Origin of the sequence: Faecalimonas umbilicata (assembly GCF_042846195.1) — a bacterium.
Taxonomy (GTDB): Bacteria; Bacillota; Clostridia; order Lachnospirales; family Lachnospiraceae; genus Faecalimonas; species Faecalimonas umbilicata.
In genome coordinates this window covers 14,353-36,917 of the sequence record NZ_AP031411.1, presented here as the reverse complement: position 1 = coordinate 36,917, position 22,565 = coordinate 14,353, and the positions used below count along the sequence as shown (strand labels likewise).

Genomic DNA, 22,565 nt, shown 5'->3' with positions numbered 1-22,565 from the left:
TATGGTTAATATACGACAATCTGATTCACATTGTCAACTATTTATTTCACTTTCATAAAAAATTTATTTCTTTCAGATTATTGTCTCTTCTAATAAATTGCTTCTTCCGTTTCAAAATCAAACAGGATCATATCTTTTGTATCAAATCCCAAAAATACCTTATCCTCTTTTCGGATCTTCGTATCTGCTTTCACTCTCGCAGACACTTGCTGCCCTTCGTAAGTAAAATAAAGATAAGTCTCTGCTCCCAGCATTTCATAGACACTCACCTGTGACTGCAACACCAGATCACTCACTTCGGATTCTTCTGGACTCCATACTTTCACATGCTCTGGCCTCACTCCCATCGTCACTTGCTTGCCATCATACCCTTCATTTCTTAGCCGCTCTTTTCTTCCATCTATAATCTGCACTTCACAATCTGCAGTTTCCAAAAAGACACCCGTTTTCTTCACACGGCATATTCCCGAAATAAAATTCATCTGTGGTGATCCGATAAATCCGGCAACAAATCTATTTGCAGGGAAATCATACAGCCGTTGCGGTGTATCTACCTGTTGGATGATCCCATCTTTCATCACGACAATGCGTGTTCCGAGTGTCATCGCCTCTGTCTGGTCATGGGTCACATAAATGAACGTAGTCTGAAGTTCCTTGTAAAGCCTCATGATCTCAATCCGCATCTGTGTACGGAGTTTTGCATCGAGATTGGACAACGGCTCATCCATCAGAAACACTTTCGGATGTCTGACGATCGCACGTCCCATTGCCACTCTCTGCTTCTGTCCTCCTGAAAGCTGTCCCGGTTTTCTATCCAGAATCTCTTCAATCTTCAAAATCTGTGCTACCTCGTGTACCCGTTCTTTGATCTCTTTTTTCGGAACTTTCTTTAACTTCATACTGTAAGCAATATTTTCGAATACGGTCATGTGAGGATACAATGCATAGCTTTGAAATACCATTGCAATATTCCGATTGCAGGACTCCACCTCATTCATTCGCTCACCATCAATCAGAAGTTCCCCCTCCGAAATAGATTCCAATCCGGCGATCATCCGTAACGTTGTCGATTTTCCACATCCGGAAGGTCCTACAAAGATTACAAATTCTTTATCCGAAATCTCCAGTGTAAAGTCCTGAACAGCCGTCACACCGCCTTCATATTTTTTATATACATGATTTAAAGTGATCTCTGCCATTCACTACACTCCTCTTTCTCTTCTCCTTGATCCAAAATAGAAAAAATATCTGCTACGGAAGGCAATACAACATCTGCCAAATCCTGAAAATCTTCCTTCCTACTGACACCGCTCAACACTCCAACTGCCTTCCCCTTACAATTTTTCGCAAATCTCATATCATTATAAGTATCTCCGACTACTGCAACTTTTTCTGGTTCAAGCCCATATGCTTTACAGAATGTTTCAAACATATCTGGATCCGGCTTTGGTCTTGCTACCCCATCATCGGCTCCAACATAATCGATCAAGTCTTCAATCTGCAATTTTCTCAGACAATGTCTTGTAGAAGCAATCGTATCTGTTGTGGCAATACCGATACGAATTTGTCTTTTCCTTAGCTGCTGAAATAATTCTGGAAGATCTGTAAATGTCTGAAACTGCATCCGGCTGTCTGTTACAATTTTTTCAAACAACCTGACAATCTGCTCCTGTGCCTTCCTGCTGTCTATGTAAATACCCTTACTTGCAAGTGCCTCTGTAATTTCCTCTGCAATTTCTTTATTGGATTTATAAGCAAGTGCACCATTGGGATCTATATCATCCCCGAAAACTCCCATTGCCTCCATTACTACATCCGCATGTTTCTGATCCGGCGATATCTGATTCTCAGTTAAAAATTCTGGTACAACTCTTTTTGCCGCCTGCACCCAAAATGAATGAAACTCTATCAAAGTCCCATCTTTGTCAAATAAAATTCCTTTTATATCCATCGTTTCCTCTTCTCTCTAAATCATCCCGGATGCTTTCTGAACCATCTCTCCAAACGTCTTGCACTGTGGTGTTTTTGTCCCATGGTAAATTGGATTGACATATCCTAAGAATGTACCATCTTCTTTTCGGACATCCAGACGCATCCATTCATATTCTCCTGCTGAAAAGAGAATCTCTGTCTTCGCCTCATAGACACCCTTCTCTATCTCCGTAAGTTCCATCCCCATTCTGACACGGTTGATCACAGCATATACAACCGGGCACTCTTCCAGTCCACGAATGACCACCTGATATTGTATACGCACCGCTTCCTTTGTTCCAACAGGAATATGTTCTCCCGGAAGATAGGTTTCTCCATCGGCTGTAATTTCTACCTCCAGTGTGCAATATCTGCTCACATAAACATGTCCTTTTCTCAAATTTTGCAACAGTTTTGTCGGTGTCAGCCCTTTACTGAATACATACGTTCCCGGATCTCCTGCCACAGATGGCTCTAAAGCCCCGTCATATCTCTCCTCGATCAGATTGTGAGAATCACTTCCCCCAATTCCGTAGATTCGATACCCTTCCTGCCACAGCAAATCTAAAAACCGGATTGCTTTCTCATTGGATTCCTTTGCATATTCATATGTAGGATCGTTTACAATTTCCAGAAACTGAACCATACGAAGTGGAATCGAATGAAATTTCCATTTCCAAACATGTAAAAACGGATGATTGATGCTCACAAGCCATCCTCTTTCTGCTGCTTCCTGCAAAATCTCCGTAACCCATGTTTCTGCCTGTTCGGATGCCGGTCTGCAGATGATTTCTTTGATTCTGGACGGAAGTCGGTCAATTCCAAAAAGATTACAGTGCCCTTTTTCAGCAGTCACCTCAACTCCCGGAACAATCATCACTTCTGTATGCTTCCATCCCGTATGAATCACATTGTGCTCCGTCGGTACATAGAAATCCATTTGCATCTGCTTTGCCTTCTCCATTGCATTTGCAACAGTTTCTTTTCCATCTGACAATCTCGTATGCGTATGGAAATCCCCTTTATACCACCTTTCTTCGCCATTAAATTTCTGATTCCACGAAAATTGATCATAATACAGAGGGCATTTTTGTTCTTCGGAAACCCAGCATTCTTCTCCAATGCTTTCCTTAATTTCCTTTTTTTCTCCGGTGATCTCAAAGGTAACTGGTATCGTCTGTGCCCCCAAATATTTCCGGACCTCCTCGGTAAAAATGCAAAGTGTCAGTTTCCAACTTCCCTGACCAATTTTTCCCGGAACACCTCCGATGGTCGTACATTCCGAAGATGACCCAATCTGAATGACTCTCTCACTGTACCCTAGTAATTTTTGGAATCGGATCTTTCCGCTTTCATCCTGAAGAAACAGATATCCCATCAGCATTTCTACTTGTTCCACATCTAACATGATAGAAAGGACTTCCAGAGGTTCTGAAATCAGAACCTCTGCCTCTAAAATCCCATCTGTATTTTTGTTTATCTCAAATGAAATTTTTTCTCTCACACTTTTCTCCTCGCTTGTTTTATTTATTGACACTATCCAATGCTTTCTGTGCGGTCTTCTGCGCTTCATCCAATGCTTCTTTTGCGGAAATACCTTCAATTTCTACTTTATCTGCTGCAATACGCAATGCATCCATTACTTTTCCTCCGGTTGGATCTTCCGGCATGATCGATGCATGTGCTGCCTGCTGCAATGGAACAAGTGCCTGTGGATGTTCATTTGTATATGCTTCAAATGCCTCTACTTCCTGTGTGGAATTGCGCACAGCAACATAACCTGTTCCCATAGACCACTTTGCCTGATTTTCCGGCGTAGTAAAGAATTTCATAAATTCATATACCCCTTGCTTTTCTTCCTCTGAAGATCCCTCCAACATTACAAGCTGTAATGCTCCTGCAACCGGCGCTGATGGATTGTCTCCCCATCCCGGCTGCTCCATTGCAGCTACAATATCAAAATCAAGGTCTGCCTGATCTCCGGAAGATCCTGTATAACCTCCTGCCTTATTTTGCAGGACATCATCAATTGTTTTATACCAGTATTCCCATCCTTGTCCGCCAGAATGGATTCTCATCGTTTTATCTTCATGGATCCACTTACGGAAGCTTTCCCATACTTCTACCCACTCTTCGGAGTTGATCAGCACTTCTGTTTTGTCCTCGCTGAAGATTTGTGCTCCATTGCTGAGCGCCGCATCGATCATATTTCCAGATCCCCACATCGGCTCCCATCCATAGAATTCCTCTCCTTTTGACATTTTCTTTGCCGCTGCCTCCAAATCCTGCCATGTCTTAATGTCTTCTGCCTGGATACCTGCTTCTTCAAAAGCAGCTTTATTGTAATACATGACTTGAGTAGTTCCATATGCAGGGAATGCAAACAACTTTCCATCATCGATTCCCTGATTGTAAAATACCTCAATATAATCTTCTTTTTCAAACGCCTTATCGTCGTCTACAAATGGCTGAATATCTGCCACCAAGTCTTTTCTAGAAAGATTTCTCGCCTTATCTACATCAAGAAGTGCCATATCCGGAGCTTTTTTTCCTGCAATTCCTGCCTGCAGTTTTTCATATGTCTCATCATAGTCTGCCTGTGTCACGCTGTTGATCTCATATTGATCCTGTGAAGCATTAAACTCTTCCACCATATCTCCAAGAACTCCAACTGCAGTCTTTCCTCCGGAATACCAAAAATCAATCTTTACTTTTCCATCCTCAGTCTTTGCTGTCTCCTCTTTTTTTGCTCCTCCACATCCTGCAAATGCAGATGCTGTCATTGTACAAATTAACCCGATTGCCATGATTTTCTTTAATTTCATATATTTTCCTATCCTTTCATTCCTGTGTCGCCGCCGATTCCATTGATAAACCACTTCTGTGTAAACATAAATAAGATTAAAAGCGGCACAACGATAATCGTGCTTCCTGCCATTACTTTCGGCCATTCAGTTCCATAAGCTCCGCCTTCGATAAAATATCTGCGAAGTCCCTGTGAGACAAGACTCATCTCCGGTGAATCCGTGATCAGCGAAGGCCACATATAATTATTGTAACTACTGATAAAACTCATCAGCCCAAATGTAATAAATGATGATTTTGTCATTGGTGTTACGATTTTCCATAAGATTTTCCATGCATTTGCTCCATCGATTTTGGCTGCTTCCACCAGACCTGCCGGAACTTGCATAAATGCCTGACGCAAAAGGAAAATCCCAAAAATGCTGACTGCATTTGATATGATCAGTCCTGTATAAGTGTTAAGTAAGTTCCAATTAGATAAAATGATATAACTTGGAACATACGTTGCTGCTGTTGGAAGCATATATGTTGCCATGATTACAGCAAACAACATCTTTCTGCCTCGAAATCTCATAAACACAATCGCATATGCGATCATTGCTCCTGTGACAACTTGAATTGCAACTGTACATACAGATACAAATAAACTGTTGCCAATATATCTTACCATTGGAGATTCAAACAAAACTTCCGAGAAATTCTGCCATTGTGCAGTCTCCGGCAGAAAAGCACTGACATCCATAATTTCCGCCTTCGTTTTTAATGCACTGATAATCATCCATACAAATGGAAATGCCGTCACAAGACTTGCCAAAAGCAGTACCGCCATTTTTAACAGATGCAGTAAACTATTTATAATCTTCCTGCCCGGCCCGAACATTACTGCCCCTTGTCTGCGGGTCTGTTGTCCCGTCTGATATCCATTTAATAGTTTCTGTCCTTCCATGCTGTTCCTTTCTAATAATGTACCCATTTTTTCGATGCCGTAAATTGCACACAGGAAAGCAGTACTGTGATCAAAATAATCACGATTGCAACTGCAGTCGCCTCTCCCATGTTAAATTCCTCAAACCCTAATTGATAATACATGTACAGCAAAGTTCTTGTACTTCCTGACGGTCCACCCTGTGTCAGAATCTGAATCTGGTCATATGCCTGAAGAGAATTGACCATCGTAATGATCATGAGGAAAAACGTAGTTGGGGAAATGCACGGAATTGTAATATCACGAAACCTCTGCCATTTCTTTGCCCCATCCAGTCCACACGCCTCATACAGATCTTTTGGCACTTTCTCCAGAGCTGATAAATAAAAGATCATTGCATAACCAAGACTCTTCCAAACTGTTACCAGTATTACGGACAGCATCGCTGTATCTGAGCTTTGAATCCACTGCAAGCCCGGTAAATGGAAAAATTTTAAGACTGTATTTGCCATTCCTACTTGAGGTTCAAAAATCCATGTCCACACAATGGAAACTGCTACGGTCGGTGTTACCCACGGAGAGAATAGAATAAATTTATAAATTCCGCTCCCTCTGAAATTTTTCTGAAGCAGCAAGGCAAGCAGCAAGCCCCCGACAATTGTCGGAATGATCGTCCCCACGCTAAATAGAATTGTATTTCCCAGTGCTTCATAGAACCGTTCATCGGTGAACAAAGATTTAAAGTTGTCAAAAAACACAAAATTGTATGTGGGACTCATATAATCCCAATCGGTAAAGCTGATAAATAAAGACCTGAATATTGGATAAATCCAGAAAACGATCAGCGGGATCAGGGCTGGTATGACAAACAACCAAACTCCTCCCATCTGTTTCAGCCTTTGCATAATGCTCTTTCGGTTCATAACTTTCTCCTTTCCGAAACGCATTATACAAGGCATTTATAAAATCTACTTTCCTGTTTTTGTAAAGAACACATTAAATATTAAGAGCATTATGAGCTGTGTCCCCGGAAGTGATAACCAGATACCATTGATTTTGAAAACATATGGTAATAGAAAAATCAAAAATGGTGCCACGACAATTGTCTCACCATAAATAAGCTGCATTGCTTTTTTCACCTGAAGTGTCGCATTCAAATAAGAAATATGGAACTTTGCCAGTCCGGTGAACAAAAATGAAACCGCACTGACTGCCATCCCGGTTCCAAAATAAGCCTGGGAGTCCATCTGCATTCCAAAAACATCCGGAATATATTTTGATACTAAAATCACGATGACAAAGAAAACAGCACCCATTCCTACAACTGCAATCGATGCGATTTTTTTCACGAAACGAAGTTCTTCCATTTTTTTCGCTCCACTGTAAAAACTCATCAATGGTTGTGTGCCATCTCCAATTCCCATGAGCATAGACTGCACTGGGAAGACAATGTAGGAAATTACCGCATAGCACGCAACTGCTGCATCTCCTCCATATTTCAGACACTGTAAATTTGTGAAAAGCAGCACGATCGACGGGGCAAGCGACAATCCAAATGCGGAAATTCCTATTTTTAGAATTTCCCCGATCATCTTATGTTGCCACACTACCTTGAGATGTACTTTCTGCCTGCCATAAATAAGATAGGAACTGATCACCAACACAACAAACTGTGCAGCAATTGTCCCAACTGCCGCTCCCCGGATTCCTATTTTTACAACAAATAATAACAGATAATTCAATACCCCATTGACTCCCATCCCGGCAGCCATGCTGACCATCGCCTGAAACGCAAGATTCCGATTCCGGAGCATTGGAATAAATCCGGTTCCCATCACCTGAAAGACTGCGCCGAAAATAATAATCTGAATATACTCTACGGCTTTCTGGTATACATCCCCTTTTGCTCCCAGCGCACTTAGAATAGCGGGATATGTAAATCCAAGCACAATAAGTAATACCATTGCTGCTGCAAACAGAAGTGTGATGGTCTGATGATACACCAATTCTCCTCTCTCTTGTTCTCCCTTCCCATTGCTATTGGAATACAGCACACTTCCCCCACTGCCAATTCCGATTCCCACTGCAGTGATCACCGCTGCAATCGGCCATGCGATATTGATGGCCGCAAGTCCTGCATCCCCAACTGCACGCCCGACAAACAAGCCATCCATCACCCCATAAAGACCGGACATCAAAAGTGAAAACACCGTTGGAATACAGTCCTGTGCGATCCTTTTTAATAAATATTTTCGATTCATTTGTTTTGCTTCCTTACCTTTTTCCTATAAATTGGTTGTTTGCACAACTTCTTCATTATAACTGATATCTTGATTTTATCAAAAAAATCTTTTTTAAATCTCTGTAAAATCTAATTTTTCATCTGACAAAACAGTGATCTACATGCCTGCATCGAACAACGAATCTTCTGTGAACAAAAAAACTGCCACAGCATAGCATCTTACTATACTGTGGCAGTTCCGCTCACTTCCAACTTTCTCAGAGTTTCTCATCCATTCGTTGGATTCTTTCTATACACAAATTAGTTTGTGATTGTGCACTCTGTTTCTTTATCAAATACATGAATCTTTTCTGCATCGAATGCAAACTTCACTGTATCACCTGTTCTTGCTGTTGTTCTTGGGTCAACTCTTGCTGTCATGCTTGATCCAGCATAGTCAAAGTATAAGTAAACTTCAGCACCTAACATTTCATATACACGAATCTTAGATTCGATAACTGTGTTTGGAGAAGATGCAATGAACATTGGCTCATCGTGAACATCTTCCGGACGAATACCAAGTACAACTGTTTTTCCGTCATATCCGCCTTCGATTAATTTTTTCGCTTTTGCTGGTGGAAGTTCGATTGCTGCTCCTCCAACTTCAAGAGCTACTTTATTTCCATTTACTTTACATGTTGCATCTAAGAAGTTCATCTGTGGTGATCCGATGAATCCAGCAACGAATAAGTTACATGGTGTATCATATAATACCTGTGGTGTATCTACCTGCTGAACGATACCTGCACTCATAACTACGATTCTTGTACCAAGTGTCATAGCCTCTGTCTGGTCATGAGTAACGTAGATGATTGTTGTACCTAATCTCTGGTGTAATTTAGAAATCTCAATACGCATCTGTCCTCTTAATTTTGCATCAAGGTTTGATAAAGGCTCATCCATAAGGAATACTTTTGGATTACGAACGATAGCACGCCCCATAGCAACACGCTGTCTTTGTCCACCAGATAATGCCTTCGGTTTACGATCTAATAAGCTTTCAAGGTCAAGAATCTTAGCAGCTTCTTTTACCATTCTGTCGATCTCATCTTTTGGAACTTTTCTTAATTTCAGACCGAATGCCATGTTATCATATACTGTCATATGTGGGTACAAAGCATAGTTCTGGAATACCATCGCAATATCTCTGTCTTTTGGCTCTACATCATTTACCACTTTGTCTCCGATTTTCAATTCACCGGATGTGATTTCTTCCAGACCTGCGATCATACGAAGTGTTGTAGATTTACCACATCCTGAAGGACCTACAAAGATGATAAATTCTTTATCTTCAATCTCAAGGTTGAAGTCTTTTACAGCTTCAAAACCATTTGGATATGTTTTGTTAATGTGTTTTAATGATAAACTTGCCATTGTTACATTTCCTCCTAAACTTTCCAATTCATATCTTATTTCGTTTTTCGATATGATTAGTATAAGTGAAAATCAAATCTTGTTCCATGCTCCACTTGCACAAACTTTTTGGGAATTAGTATACAAGTTGCTCAAAACACCTCTAAATCAGGCTGTTATATACATCTCTCTTGGAAATCCCGCGATCCTTTGCTACCTTTTTCATCGCTTCCTTCTTATCGATTCCCTGATCCATATAATATTGTACATGGTCTTCCAGTGACATCTGCTCCCACTGACTTTGTGCTTCCTTTCGTATCTCTTCTCTGCTCTTTCCTTCCACTACGAGCACGCACTCTCCCTTTGGATCCGTTTCCTCGTAATAGACGATCGCCTCTCTTAAAGTTGTCACAAATGCAGTCTCATGCTTCTTTGTCAACTCCCGGCACACCGTGATTCTTCTATTGCCAAGTACTCCCTCCAGCTCCTTTAAGGTCTTCACAAGTCTGTGTGGAGCTTCATATAAAATGATAGTTCTCGTCTCTTGTTCCAGTTCCTTTACGACTTCCCGGCGCTCTTTCTTATCACTCGGAAGAAATGCTTCAAATGCGAATCTTCTCGTGGCAAGCCCGGAAATTGTTAATGCCGTAATACATGCCGCTGCCCCCGGAAGTGATGTGACTGTGATTCCGGCTTCGTAACACATTTTTACAAGCTCTTCTCCCGGATCTGAAATTCCCGGTGTACCCGCATCTGTAATGAGTGCAATATTCTGTCCTTCCAAAAGTTTCTGTACGAGTTTCTTTCCTTTTTCAATTTTATTATATTCGTGATAGCTCGTCATCGGCGTCTTGATTTCAAAATGATTGAGCAGTTTAATACTGTTTCTCGTATCTTCTGCAGCAATCAAATCCACTTCGCCAAGTACTCTTACCGCCCGGAAAGTCATGTCTTCCAGATTTCCGATCGGTGTTGCACATAAATATAAAATACCTGCCATGGCACTTTTCCTTTCTTCTTCCTTTTTCTCAGCGAGCCTGCTGCCACTAACGTTATGTCTACTATTTCATGCTGTATCCCTGAAGCAATTCTTCTGTATAAACTCCAGGCTCTCTGTACACGATTAACGGTGGCTCTACCTTCATCCGCGGTCTCCCACCTCTTGATCCTTCAATCAGCACCATATTCGGTTCTTTATCGATATATGGGTGCACAAGCCGCATCCGCTTCGGTTCAATTCCATGCATAGACATTTTCGTAAGAATTTCCGGCAATCGGAACGGTCTGTGTACCATATAAAATCTTCCCTTAAATTTCAGAAGTTTTGCACTCTCCCTTAAAATATCATCCAGTGTACACAACACTTCATGACGGGCAATCGTCTTTGCATCAGCCTCATTCTTAAGTCCATGTTCTCCTAACATGTAAGGCGGATTTGTTGTGATCACATCAAAAGAAGCGGGAGAAAATATCGTGCCCGCCTCCTTGATATCGCCTGTCTGAATCGTTATCTTCTGCTCCAGATGATTGTGTGCCACACTTCTTTGCGCCATATCCGCACTTTCTTTCTGGATCTCCAGCCCAGTAAAATGTTCCCCTTCTGTCTTTGCTTCCAGAAGGATTGGAATGATTCCCGTTCCTGTTCCAAGATCCAGCGCGCTCTCTCCCTTTTTGACTGTAGCAAAATTAGAAAGGAGCACTGCATCCATGCCAAAGCAGAATCTTCCCGGATGCTGGATGATTTCATACCCATGAATCTGGAGATCATCTAATCTCTCTTCCTGCTTTAAATTAGTTGTCATCTAACTTCGATTCTCCTGTACCTTTCTCAAGCGCAGCCAGCTCTCTCATCTGCTCTTTCGAGAGTCTGACTTCATTTTTCTTCCTTCTTGGTTTAAATTTCAATTCAGAAACTTTATATTCTCTGATCTCTTTCTCATCGTTGTCAAGCTTCACGATCACCTTCACAAGCTGTCTTAACACGCTCAGGCTATGAACCTCCCCTTTCAGGCCTTCCACAGTCGTGACCGTATCTCCTACAGAAGGAAGGTGACTGTTTAATTCTTCATAGGTCTCCTGCTCATTTGTCAGGCAGCACATTAACCTGCCGCATACTCCGGAGATCTTTGTCGGATTCAGAGACAAATTCTGCTCTTTCGCCATCTTGATCGATACCGGTGCAAATTCTGACAAGTAGGTGTGACAACAGAGCGGTCTTCCACAGACTCCAATACCTCCGCGGATCTTTGTCTCATCTCTGACCCCGATCTGTCTTAATTCAATTCTTGTGCGGAAGACTGCTGCAAGATCTTTTACCAGTTCCCGGAAGTCAATTCTTCCATCGGCTGTAAAATAAAACAATACTTTGTTATTATCAAATGTATATTCTGCATTGATCAGCTTCATCTCCAGTCCATGTTTTCTTATCTTCTCAAGACAAATCTGAAATGCTTCTTTTTCTTTTTCTCTGTTCTTTTCTTCCGTTCGGCGGTCTTCTTCTGTCGCGATACGGATCACCGTCTTTAGCGGCTGCATGATCTGGTCATCTGGAACATCCTTCGGTCCTGTCACTACATTCCCAAACTCAATTCCTCTTGCAGTCTCTACGATCACCTGATTTCCTCTTTTGACATCAAATTTCCCCGGTGAAAAAAAATAAATCTTCCCTGCCGTGCGAAATCTTACCCCGATTACTCTTGCCATTGTTCTAGTTCTCCTTTATTGTCAGCAGTAACAGTTCCATGACAAGATCAAAGTTTACATTCGCCTTCAGACGTGCTTTCGCCTTCTCGATGCTGTCTAAGATCTTCTCAATTCCTTCATAGGAACTTTTACTTGCCCGTTCTTTGATATAATTCAGCTGGTCAGCAAATACAACGCCATCTACATCTTTTGTCGCCTTGTAGAGAAGAATATCCCTGTACCAGATCATGATAATGTCGAGATAATCTGTGATATCTAACTTATAATTATTGATCCTCTTAATTGCCTCCACAATCTCATACAGTTCCATATCATTAATATATTTTAAAAGCTGCACCGCTTCTTCCTTGATCTCATTGAAATGTTCGGAAGTCGCCAGCATGATCGCACGTCCCATATTTCCCTGTGCAAATGCAGTGCAGATATCCGCTTTATAGTCCGGAATCTCCATCTCTTCCATCAAATATTTCTTAATCAGCTTGTCTTTGATATTCCTCAGTTTTAACATGACACAACGGGAACGGATCGTCGGTAAAAGCACTTCTGCATTTTCTGTCAGAAGAAAGATTACTGCATAAGACGGCGGCTCTTCTATTGTTTTTAAAAGAGCATTCTGTGCCTGCACAGTCATTTTATCCGCCTCTGGAATAATATAAATCTTATATTTACTACTGTACGGCTTGATCAAAATGTCGTTGTTCACCTGTGTGCGGATATCATCGACACTGATCGAATTCGGCTTTTCATGTGTCACCTTGATAATATCTGGCTGATTATTTCCATCCGCCTGCTTACAGGAACGACATTCTCCACAAGGTTCTACTCCCTCTCCCTCGCACTGAAGTGTCCTTGCAAATAAGTCTGCAAGCATCTTCTTTCCGGAGCCTTTCTGTCCGTTCATAATATATGCATGGGAAACTTTGTCCATCTTCACCGCATTCTGAATATACTCAATAATCTCATTATGTCCAATTACATCTTTAAATCCGCCCATGATCATCACGTCCTTTGTGTGTAAATTGTTAGTTGAAAGCATTAGATACTGCCAGTTTCTTTGTTGTTATTATAGCATAGATTTTTCTGAATATATAGCATAATTTCATTTGTACATTTTCCCATATCCAGATTTTCAAAACGCTGCACAATTCCAAGCCGTTCTAAATTTTCTTCCGAAAAATCCTTCTCATCTGCAAGAAACCGTCTGCAAAGTTCTGCATATTTTGGTTCTTTCTGCGTGCGTTCCCTCTCAAGCGCTCTCTCTAATCGAACTCCATCGTCTACCTGTATATAAATTGGAATTACATTTTCCTTTCCAAAATAATTCTGCATTTTTTCAAAAGACTCCAGTGTCCCGATTGCCACACAACTTTCATTTCCTGAAAATTGCCCGTCATCTGCCGTGAAATAGTACCAGATGCCGTGTACCGTATTGTATGCCCGAAGTTCGATGATCTTTCCCTCTCTTTCAAGTTCTCGCATCCTCTCCTCCGTTACAAAATGATACGCAACACCGTCTTCTTCTCCTTCCCGGATCGGGCGCGTCGTATAGATTACCACCGTCCGCAGATCCGTCAGAAGCTTTTGTATTTTCTGAAAAATAGTATCTTTTCCTGCTGCACTTTTGCCCATAAAATAAAAAATCTTACTCATCGCTGCACACCTTTATTCTTCCTTCCTCTGTCAACCCTTCGATTGAAAATCCCCTTTTTCTATATTGTTCAAGATAGGAAATAACTTCCCAAGTCACCTCTTCGCCGGGCACGATCAATGGGATTCCCGGCGGATACAGATACGCATATTCCATAGAAATCAACCCGACACTGTCTTCCCATGCTATGCTGATTCCATTTTTTCTTTCAACTGCTTCCGAACTTTTCAAACACAATCTGGTTCGTGGAAGACTACCGAAACAATGCTTCTCTTTTGATTCCTTACATGCTGCATCAATTTCCTCTAATGCACTTACAAACCGTTCCAATCCTTCCCGTGTATCTCCAACCGAAGTCATGGCAAGAATATAGTTCCCCGCTGTCATCTCCATCTCCAGGTGATATTTTTCTCTCAGTATCTTTGAAAGCTCTCTGCTTGACAATGTACTGTTCTGAACAGAGATTACCAGTTTCGACCGGTCATACTGTTCTGTCTCGATTAATTTCAGGTGACATAGTCTTCCCAGTCTCTCTCTGACTTTTTCCAGCGCCTGCACATACGTTTCAAATTCCCGTTCCCCGCTTTGCTCCAGAAATTCCATGCACACATCAATACTCGCCATCAAAATGTAGGAAGGACTGCTGGACTGCAATATATGAAGGTAACGCTCGATCTTCTTCCGGTCTGCGATCGGACCATTTAGATGAAGCAGCGCTGTCTGTGTCAGAGCAGGTAAGGTCTTATGTACACTGTGGATAACAACATCTGCCCCTTTTCTGTTTGCATTTTCCGGGAAATACGGATGAAATCCAAAATGTGCCCCATGCGCTTCATCCACGATTAACGGAATGCTGTATTGATGTACGATCTCAGCAATCTTCTCAACATCTGAAACCACACCGTCATATGTTGGAGAGACAATCATGACTGCTCTGATCTCTGGTTCCCTCTCCAACAACATTTTTACTTCTTCTGCGGAAATTTCTCCACTCATTCCCGATTCCACATGCGACGGATAAATGTACACTGGTTCCAGTTCATTTAGATCTATCGCATGATAAACAGACTTATGACAGTTTCTTGCTACAAGAATCTTGTCCCCTCTGTTTGTGGAACCAAGAATCGCACTCAGAATGCCAACCGTGCTTCCATTTACAAGAAAATGGGTGGTCTCTGCTTTGTAAAGCCTGGCTGCCCGCGCTTCCGCCTCCCTGATAATCCCATCTGCATGGTGAAGATCATCAAATCCGTCAATTTCCGTAATATCCAATTCATAAGGAATCCGATTTGGAATCAGCTGCCGGTTTCTCTTATGTCCAGGCATATGCATCCCGTAAAAATCACTATTTCCATACGTTTCTAATCTATCATAAAGTGTCTTCATATTTTCTATTCTATACTTTCTATCTTCTAGTTCCTGAAACTGCATCTTTTTCAGACTGCATTTCTTTCTCATTGTATCAAAGTGTTCATCTTTAAGCAAGATTTCCCACATTCCATTTCCGTTTCCAAAAATAGCTTTCTACAGAAGAAAACTCCAGTGGATCTATGTACGCGACATCATCCACTGGAGTTTTTATTTCACTCACTTTTCTATTTACTTTTTCAACAATTTTTTACATTTTGTCTGTAATCTCGCTGTGTAATTCCTGAATAGATTTTACTTCTCCGCAGCCCGGTTTTTTCATTGACTGAATACCGCTTACAGTTGCTTTTGCAGCTGCCATTGTTGTGATATATGGAACTTTTTTCTTAATTGCAGCTTTTCTTAAATAGCTGTCATCTACATTCTCGCTCTTTCCGATTGGTGTATTGACAATCAGATCGATCTTTCCATTCATGATTAAATCAAGAATGTTTGGACGACCTTCCTGCATTTTATTTACAAGTTCCGCCTCAATTCCTTCCTGCTGAAGTAATTTGTAAGTATTCTTAGAAGCAAGAATTTTAAATCCTGTCTCTGCAAACTGTCTTGCCACATCAGCAACTTCTGCTTTATCTCTGTCATTGACTGTGATCAGAACTGTTCCTTCCATCGGGATTTTCAGCTGTGTAGCTTCCTGTGCTTTATAATATGCTTCCCCGTAGAATCTTGAAAGTCCTAAAACCTCACCTGTTGAACGCATTTCTGGTCCTAATACAGGGTCTACTTCCTGGAACATGTTAAATGGGAATACAGCTTCTTTTACTCCATAGTAAGGAATATCCTGTTCTTTCAATGACGGAACCGGTGACGGTCTTCCTGTCAGTTCAGATGTCACAATGTCGATCGCAAGCGGTACCATTCTGATGTTACATACTTTTGATACAAGCGGTACTGTTCTGGATGCTCTCGGATTTGCCTCTAATACATATACTTTTCCGTTCTCGATCGCATACTGCATGTTCATAAGTCCTTTCACATGCATTTCTTCTGCGATTTTTCTAGTGTATTCTTTGATTGTCTTTACATTCTCTTCTGAAATATATTTAGAAGGAATGATACATGCAGAGTCTCCTGAATGTACACCTGCAAGCTCAATGTGTTCCATAACTGCCGGAACAAATGCATGTGTTCCATCGCTGATTGCATCTGCTTCACATTCTGTTGCATGTCCTAAGAAGCGGTCGATCAAGATTGGTCTGTCCGGTGTTACTCCTACTGCAGCTTTCATGTATCCAACCATGCTCTCTGCATCATGAACAACTTCCATTCCTCTTCCTCCAAGTACATAAGAAGGACGTACCATTACCGGATATCCGATTTTTTCAGCGATCTCTAATGCTTCTTCTACATTGACTGCCATTCCTGACTCCGGCATTGGAATTTCCAGTTTTTCCATCATTGCACGGAATAAATCTCTATCTTCTGCAAGATCAATTACAGATGGAGCTGTACCAAGAATTTTTACTCCATTCTTTTCCAGATCTGCTGCAAGGTTCAGTGGTGTCTGACCTCCGAACTGTGCGATCACTCCTACCGGTTTTTCTTTTTCATAAATGCTTAAAACATCTTCCAGTGTCAATGGTTCAAAGTACAGTTTGTCAGATGTATCATAATCTGTAGAAACAGTCTCTGGATTACAGTTTACAATAATAGTTTCAAATCCAAGCTGTTTTAATGCCAGTGAAGCATGTACACAGCAATAATCGAATTCAATTCCCTGTCCGATTCTGTTTGGACCGCCACCGAGAATCATAATTTTCTGCTTCTCAGTGCTGATTGGATTCTTGTCTTCTCCATTATATGTTGAGTAGTAGTATGCGCTGTCTTCTGTTCCGCTTACATGAACACCTTCCCATTTTTCTTCCACTCCGATTGCAAGACGTCTTCCTCTTACTTCGTCTTCATTGATTTCCAAAATCTGGCTGAGGTATTTATCTGAGAATCCGTCTTTCTTTGCCTGAGTAAGTGCTTCGTCTGATGGAAGTGTTCCTTTGTGCTGCAGAAGTGCTTCTTCCTCTTCCACAAGTTCTTTCATCTGCTCAATGAAATATTTCTTCACTTTTGTGATCTCATGAATTTCATCAACAGTAGCACCTTTTCTCAGTGCCTCATACATAATAAAATGTCTTTCACTTGTAGGTGTGATCAGCATTTTTAATAATTCTTCTTTTGATTTCTGATCAAAATCTTTTGCATGTCCAAGTCCATAGCGACCTGTCTCCAAGCTTCGGATTGCTTTCTGGAATGCTTCTTTGTATGTCTTACCGATGCTCATTACTTCACCGACTGCACGCATCTGTGTTCCTAATTTATCTTCTACACCTTTGAATTTTTCAAAAGCCCAACGTGCAAATTTAATTACAACATAATCCCCGTCTGGAACATACTTATCTAATGTTCCATATTTTCCACAAGGAATATCTTCTAATGTCATACCTGTAGCAAGCATTGCAGAAACAAGAGCGATCGGGAATCCGGTTGCTTTAGAAGCAAGTGCAGAAGAACGAGATGTTCTCGGATTGATCTCAATTACGATATCACGATCTGTCTTTGGATCATGTGCCCACTGTACATTAGTTCCACCAATTACCTGGATTGCCTCAACAATCTTATAAGACTTCTCCTGTAAACGTTTCTGTACATTTTCCGGAATAGTAAGCATTGGTGCTGCACAGAAGGAATCTCCGGTATGTACTCCAAGCGGATCAATATTCTCAATGAAACATACTGTGATCATATTATTGTTTGCATCACGGACAACTTCTAATTCTAACTCTTCCCATCCAAGAATGGATTCTTCTACAAGAACTTGTCCTACAAGGCTGGCTTGCAGACCACGAGCGCAGACTGTCTTCAGTTCTTCTACATTATATACAAGACCTCCGCCTGCTCCACCCATCGTATATGCCGGACGAAGAACAACCGGGTAACCTAATTTATCTGCGATTGCAAGCGCTTCATCAACAGAATATGCAACTTCACTTCTTGCCATCTCAATTCCAAGGCTGTCCATAGTTTTCTTAAATTCGATTCTATCTTCACCACGTTCAATGGCATCTACCTGAACTCCGATAACTTCGACATTGTATTTTTCTAAAACTCCTGCCTGTGCCAATTCCGAGCATAAATTAAGACCTGACTGCCCTCCAAGGTTTGGTAATAAAGCATCTGGTCTTTCCTTTTTAATAATTTGTTCGATTCTATCCACATTTAGTGGTTCAATATAAGTAACGTCAGCAACATCCGGATCTGTCATAATCGTAGCCGGATTAGAATTCACTAATACAATTTCATACCCAAGGTTTCTAAGTGCTTTACAAGCCTGTGTTCCTGAATAGTCAAATTCACACGCCTGTCCAATGATAATAGGGCCTGATCCAATAATAAGTACCTTATGAATATCTTTTCTCTGTGACATATTAAATTCCTCCTGTTCTCAACGCATTTTAAACTATTATACATAGCTAAACTGAAGTTTGCAAGAGAAATTTTTATTTTGTTTCATTTTGCCCTATTTCCTTACAAAATGTATCTTTTTTTTGTGAGATAATAAAAAAAACAACCACCAAAGTGATTGTCCTAAGTGAAGCATCGGGGATTCGAACCCCGGACAACTTGATTAAAAGTCAAGTGCTCTACCGACTGAGCTAATGCTCCATATTCTGTTTTTTGTCGCTTTATATCTGACAGTGCCCAGAGCCGGAATCGAACCAGCGACACGAGGATTTTCAGTCCTCTGCTCTACCGACTGAGCTATCTGGGCTGATTTTACGCACCAGACATGCATAAAAAATTGCGGGGGCAGGATTTGAACCTACGACCTTCGGGTTATGAGCCCGACGAGCTTCCAGACTGCTCCACCCCGCGATATTATGAAATTAAAATCAGCTATTATTTTAAATAGCTAATGGATGGAGAAGGATTCGAACCTTCGAAGGCGTTGCCAACAGATTTACAGTCTGCCCCCTTTGGCCACTCGGGAATCCATCCATAAGTTAAAATGCTAAGATTAGCTTTTAACAAAGCCGACAATCGGACTTGAACCGATAACCTGCTGATTACAAATCAGCTGCTCTGCCAATTGAGCCATGTCGGCATATTCAATTAATGTCGGCATGTAAATCTTACGCCTTTTATTAGAATTATGGGACCAATAGGGCTCGAACCTATGACCCTCTGCTTGTAAGGCAGATGCTCTCCCAGCTGAGCTATGATCCCATATACTATAAATGTATCTAATCGATACAAGCGACCCGGAAGGGACTCGAACCCTCGACCTCCGCCGTGACAGGGCGGCGCTCTAACCAACTGAGCCACCGGGCCATTCTATTTGGTGTACCTTCAAAATCACATACAGTCAACTACTTTTCTAAGTTTTTTCTCTCTTCCATCCATTCTCCTATCACCACTTGGTTATGCCCTCAACCGATTAGTAACAGTCAGCTCCATACATTACTGCACTTCCACCTCTGTCCTATCTACCTCGTCGTCTTCAAGGGGTCTTACAACTTGCGTTGGGATATCTCATCTTGAGGGGGGCTTCACGCTTAGATGCCTTCAGCGTTTATCCCGTCCCGGCTTGGCTACTCTGCCATGCACTTGGCAGTGCAACAGATACACCAGCGGCCAGTCCACCCCGGTCCTCTCGTACTAAGGGCAGCTCCTCTCAAATATCCTACGCCCACGCCGGATAGGGACCGAACTGTCTCACGACGTTCTGAACCCAGCTCGCGTACCGCTTTAATGGGCGAACAGCCCAACCCTTGGGACCTACTTCAGCCCCAGGATGCGATGAGCCGACATCGAGGTGCCAAACCACTCCGTCGATGTGAACTCTTGGGAGTGATAAGCCTGTTATCCCCAGGGTAGCTTTTATCCGTTGAGCGATGGCAATCCCACTTTATACCACCGGATCACTAAGTCCTACTTTCGTACCTGCTCCACCCGTCGGTGTCGCAGTCAAGCTCCCTTCTGCCTTTGCACTCTTTGAATGGTTTCCGACCATTCTGAGGGAACCTTTGAGCGCCTCCGATACCCTTTCGGAGGCGACCGCCCCAGTCAAACTCCCCACCTGACATTGTCCCCCAGCCGGGTCACGGCTGCTGGTTAGAAACCCAGTACTGCAAGGGTGGTATCCCAACAGCGACTCTGTATCTACTGGCGTAAATACTTCTCAGTCTCCCACCTATCCTGTACATGCAATACCGAATCCCAGTATCAAGCTGGAGTAAAGCTCCATGGGGTCTTTCCGTCCTGGCGCAGGTAACCAGCATCTTCACTGGTATTTCAATTTCACCGGGTGCATTGTCGAGACAGTGCCCAAATCATTACGCCTTTCGTGCGGGTCGGAACTTACCCGACAAGGAATTTCGCTACCTTAGGACCGTTATAGTTACGGCCGCCGTTTACTGGGGCTTAAGTTCAAAGCTTCGCTTACGCTAACCTCTCCCCTTAACCTTCCAGCACCGGGCAGGCGTCAGCCCATATACTTCACCTTTCGGTTTTGCATAGACCTGTGTTTTTGCTAAACAGTTGCTTGGGCCAATTCTCTGCGGCCAGTTCTCACTGGCACTCCTTCTCCCGAAGTTACGGAGTCATTTTGCCGAGTTCCTTAACAATGCTTCTCCCGTCGGCCTTAGGATTCTCTCCTCATCCACCTGTGTCGGTTTACGGTACGGGTATGATATAAACAATAGCGGCTTTTCTTGACGCATGGCTCACGGGCTTCCCTACTCTCAGTTCGGTCCGCATCACGTCTTCAGATTGAGAAGCGGATTTGCCAACTCCTCTCCTACTTCGCTTGCACCGGGCTTTCCATTCCCGGCTCCCGCTCTCCACACGTGTCCCCACAGTTCTGTTATATCATAGTACAGGAATTTCAACCTGTTGTCCATCGACTACGTCTTTCGACCTCGCCTTAGGCCCCGACTTACCCAGAGCAGATCAGCTTTACTCTGGAAACCTTAGATATTCGGCCGGAAGGATTCCCACCTTCCTCTCGCTACTCATTCCGGCATTCTCTCTTCTTAAAAGTCCACTGCTCCTTCCGGTACAGCTTCTTCCCTTTAAGAATGCTCCTCTACCAATTGATTACTCAATTCCACAGCTTCGGTAGTGTGTTTCAGCCCCGGACATTTTCGGCGCAGGACCTCTCGACTAGTGAGCTATTACGCACTCTTTGAATGTATGGCTGCTTCTGAGCCAACATCCTAGTTGTCTTCGAAATCCCACATCCTTTTCCACTTAACACACATTTTGGGACCTTAGCTGGTGGTCTGGGCTCTTTCCCTTTCGACTATCCAACTTATCTCGTATAGTCTGACTCCCATACATCATCTACGCGGCATTCGGAGTTTGATATTCTTCGGTAAGCTTTGACGCCCCCTAGGAAATTCAGTGCTCTACCTCCGCAAGACTCGTATGAGGCTAGCCCTAAAGCTATTTCGAGGAGAACCAGCTATCTCCGGGTTCGATTGGAATTTCTCCCCTATCCACACCTCATCCCCACCCTTTTCAACGGATGTGGGTTCGGTCCTCCATTGCCTTTTACGGCAACTTCAACCTGGACATGGATAGATCACCCGGTTTCGGGTCTACTCTGACTGACTTCACGCCCTGTTCAGACTTGGTTTCCCTTCGGCTCCAGACCTTCAGTCCTTAACCTTGCCAGCCAGCGTAACTCGCCGGACCGTTCTACAAAAAGTACGCGGTTCATCATATAAAGATGTTCCACAGCTTGTAAACATATGGTTTCAGGTTCTCTTTCACTCCCCTCCCGGGGTCCTTTTCACCTTTCCTTCACAGTACTATGCGCTATCGGTCACTAAGGAGTATTTAGCCTTACGGGGTGGTCCCCGCTCATTCCCACAAGGTTTCTCGTGTCTCGTGGTACTCTGGATCCTGCCGTGCTCGCTCGCCTTTCATGTACGGGGCTTTCACCCTCTCTGGCTGGCTTTCCCAAAACCATTCTACTAGGCTTACTCATCACTTACGCAGTCCGAACCCCGGAATGCACGCATCCCGGTTTGGGCTCTTCCGCTTTCGCTCGCCGCTACTCACAGAATCGATGTTTCTTTCTCTTCCTCCGGCTACTTAGATGTTTCAGTTCACCGGGTTCCCTTCTTAACGTTATGTATTGGCGTTAAGATGACGGAGGTTTGCTCCGCCGGGTTTCCCCATTCAGATATCTCCGGATCTTTGGATATTTGCTCCTCCCCGAAGCTTTTCGCAGCTTATCACGTCTTTCATCGGCTCTTAGTGCCAAGGCATCCACCATACGCTCTTTCTAGCATAACCAACTTGCTTCGTCCACGGGTATGGACTCCGCTACACATATCTAGCGTGATATGCGTTGGCAATAGTTTGTTGTTTTTATTCGTTTTCTCGAATCAGTTCTCATTTCTGCTCTTGCAAGCTTCCATGATCACCTCGGATGTCTTGATATTTTTCTT

The 22,565-nt window shown here is 42.7% G+C and carries 15 protein-coding genes, 7 tRNA genes and 1 rRNA gene; all 23 read right to left on the bottom strand.

Annotated features, from left to right (window positions below; genetic code table 11):
* Positions 1–89: 89 nt before the first annotated feature.
* Positions 90–1,199 (bottom strand): ABC transporter ATP-binding protein, encoded by a 1,110-nt coding sequence (locus tag ACGG81_RS00190; RefSeq protein WP_390108943.1) that lies wholly within the window; start codon positions 1,197–1,199, stop codon positions 90–92.
* Positions 1,181–1,951 carry an HAD family hydrolase gene (locus tag ACGG81_RS00185; protein ID WP_390108940.1) on the bottom strand — a complete coding sequence of 257 codons (771 nt, stop codon included), beginning with the start codon at positions 1,949–1,951 and terminating at the stop codon, positions 1,181–1,183. The genes ACGG81_RS00190 and ACGG81_RS00185 overlap by 19 nt, the downstream gene beginning before the upstream one ends.
* 15 nt (positions 1,952–1,966) lie before the next feature.
* Positions 1,967–3,475, bottom strand: a complete 1,509-nt coding sequence (locus ACGG81_RS00180; protein WP_390108937.1) for a CehA/McbA family metallohydrolase — start codon at positions 3,473–3,475, stop codon at positions 1,967–1,969.
* Positions 3,476–3,494: 19 nt separating this feature from the next.
* Positions 3,495–4,796 (bottom strand): ABC transporter substrate-binding protein, encoded by a 1,302-nt coding sequence (locus ACGG81_RS00175; protein WP_009263811.1) that lies wholly within the window; start codon positions 4,794–4,796, stop codon positions 3,495–3,497.
* 8 nt (positions 4,797–4,804) lie between these two features.
* Entirely contained in the window at positions 4,805–5,722 is a 918-nt protein-coding gene (locus ACGG81_RS00170) for a carbohydrate ABC transporter permease (RefSeq protein WP_009263812.1), read from the bottom strand.
* Between the two features lie 11 nt (positions 5,723–5,733).
* Positions 5,734–6,624 (bottom strand): carbohydrate ABC transporter permease, encoded by an 891-nt coding sequence (locus tag ACGG81_RS00165; RefSeq protein ID WP_008977649.1) that lies wholly within the window; start codon positions 6,622–6,624, stop codon positions 5,734–5,736.
* A gap of 45 nt (positions 6,625–6,669) precedes the next feature.
* Positions 6,670–7,962, bottom strand: coding sequence for an MATE family efflux transporter (locus tag ACGG81_RS00160; protein ID WP_116440941.1), 1,293 nt, complete (start codon positions 7,960–7,962; stop codon positions 6,670–6,672).
* A 281-nt stretch (positions 7,963–8,243) separates the two neighbouring features.
* On the bottom strand, positions 8,244–9,356 hold the full coding sequence (locus tag ACGG81_RS00155) for an ABC transporter ATP-binding protein (protein ID WP_009263814.1): 1,113 nt from the start codon (positions 9,354–9,356) through the stop codon (positions 8,244–8,246).
* A 142-nt stretch (positions 9,357–9,498) separates the two neighbouring features.
* Positions 9,499–10,335: a 16S rRNA (cytidine(1402)-2'-O)-methyltransferase gene (gene rsmI / locus ACGG81_RS00150; protein ID WP_390108931.1), complete on the bottom strand. Its 837-nt coding sequence runs from the start codon at positions 10,333–10,335 to the stop codon at positions 9,499–9,501.
* A 61-nt stretch (positions 10,336–10,396) separates the two neighbouring features.
* Positions 10,397–11,137 carry a tRNA1(Val) (adenine(37)-N6)-methyltransferase gene (locus ACGG81_RS00145; protein ID WP_270666427.1) on the bottom strand — a complete coding sequence of 247 codons (741 nt, stop codon included), beginning with the start codon at positions 11,135–11,137 and terminating at the stop codon, positions 10,397–10,399.
* Positions 11,127–12,038 carry a stage 0 sporulation family protein gene (locus tag ACGG81_RS00140; RefSeq protein ID WP_008977655.1) on the bottom strand — a complete coding sequence of 304 codons (912 nt, stop codon included), beginning with the start codon at positions 12,036–12,038 and terminating at the stop codon, positions 11,127–11,129. Before ACGG81_RS00140 ends, ACGG81_RS00145 begins: the two co-directional genes overlap by 11 nt.
* Positions 12,039–12,042: 4 nt before the next feature.
* On the bottom strand, positions 12,043–13,032 hold the full coding sequence (gene holB, locus ACGG81_RS00135; RefSeq protein ID WP_008977656.1) for a DNA polymerase III subunit delta': 990 nt from the start codon (positions 13,030–13,032) through the stop codon (positions 12,043–12,045).
* Positions 13,033–13,073: 41 nt separating this feature from the next.
* Positions 13,074–13,688, bottom strand: a complete 615-nt coding sequence (locus ACGG81_RS00130; protein ID WP_039861787.1) for a guanylate kinase — start codon at positions 13,686–13,688, stop codon at positions 13,074–13,076.
* Positions 13,681–15,183 carry an aminotransferase class I/II-fold pyridoxal phosphate-dependent enzyme gene (locus ACGG81_RS00125; protein WP_390108926.1) on the bottom strand — a complete coding sequence of 501 codons (1,503 nt, stop codon included), beginning with the start codon at positions 15,181–15,183 and terminating at the stop codon, positions 13,681–13,683. Before ACGG81_RS00125 ends, ACGG81_RS00130 begins: the two co-directional genes overlap by 8 nt.
* Positions 15,184–15,304: 121 nt before the next feature.
* Positions 15,305–18,532, bottom strand: a complete 3,228-nt coding sequence (gene carB / locus ACGG81_RS00120) for a carbamoyl-phosphate synthase large subunit (RefSeq protein ID WP_116440943.1) — start codon at positions 18,530–18,532, stop codon at positions 15,305–15,307.
* Between the two features lie 166 nt (positions 18,533–18,698).
* A tRNA-Lys gene (locus ACGG81_RS00115) sits at positions 18,699–18,771 on the bottom strand.
* Positions 18,772–18,804: 33 nt separating this feature from the next.
* Positions 18,805–18,877, bottom strand: a tRNA-Phe gene (locus ACGG81_RS00110).
* A 30-nt stretch (positions 18,878–18,907) separates the two neighbouring features.
* A tRNA-Met gene (locus tag ACGG81_RS00105) sits at positions 18,908–18,981 on the bottom strand.
* A 41-nt stretch (positions 18,982–19,022) separates the two neighbouring features.
* Positions 19,023–19,104, bottom strand: a tRNA-Tyr gene (locus ACGG81_RS00100).
* 33 nt (positions 19,105–19,137) lie between these two features.
* Positions 19,138–19,210 (bottom strand) — tRNA-Thr (locus tag ACGG81_RS00095).
* Between the two features lie 49 nt (positions 19,211–19,259).
* A tRNA-Val gene (locus ACGG81_RS00090) sits at positions 19,260–19,332 on the bottom strand.
* Positions 19,333–19,363: 31 nt separating this feature from the next.
* Positions 19,364–19,437, bottom strand: a tRNA-Asp gene (locus ACGG81_RS00085).
* An 86-nt stretch (positions 19,438–19,523) separates the two neighbouring features.
* A 23S ribosomal RNA gene (locus ACGG81_RS00080) occupies positions 19,524–22,410 on the bottom strand.
* Positions 22,411–22,565 lie beyond the last annotated feature (155 nt).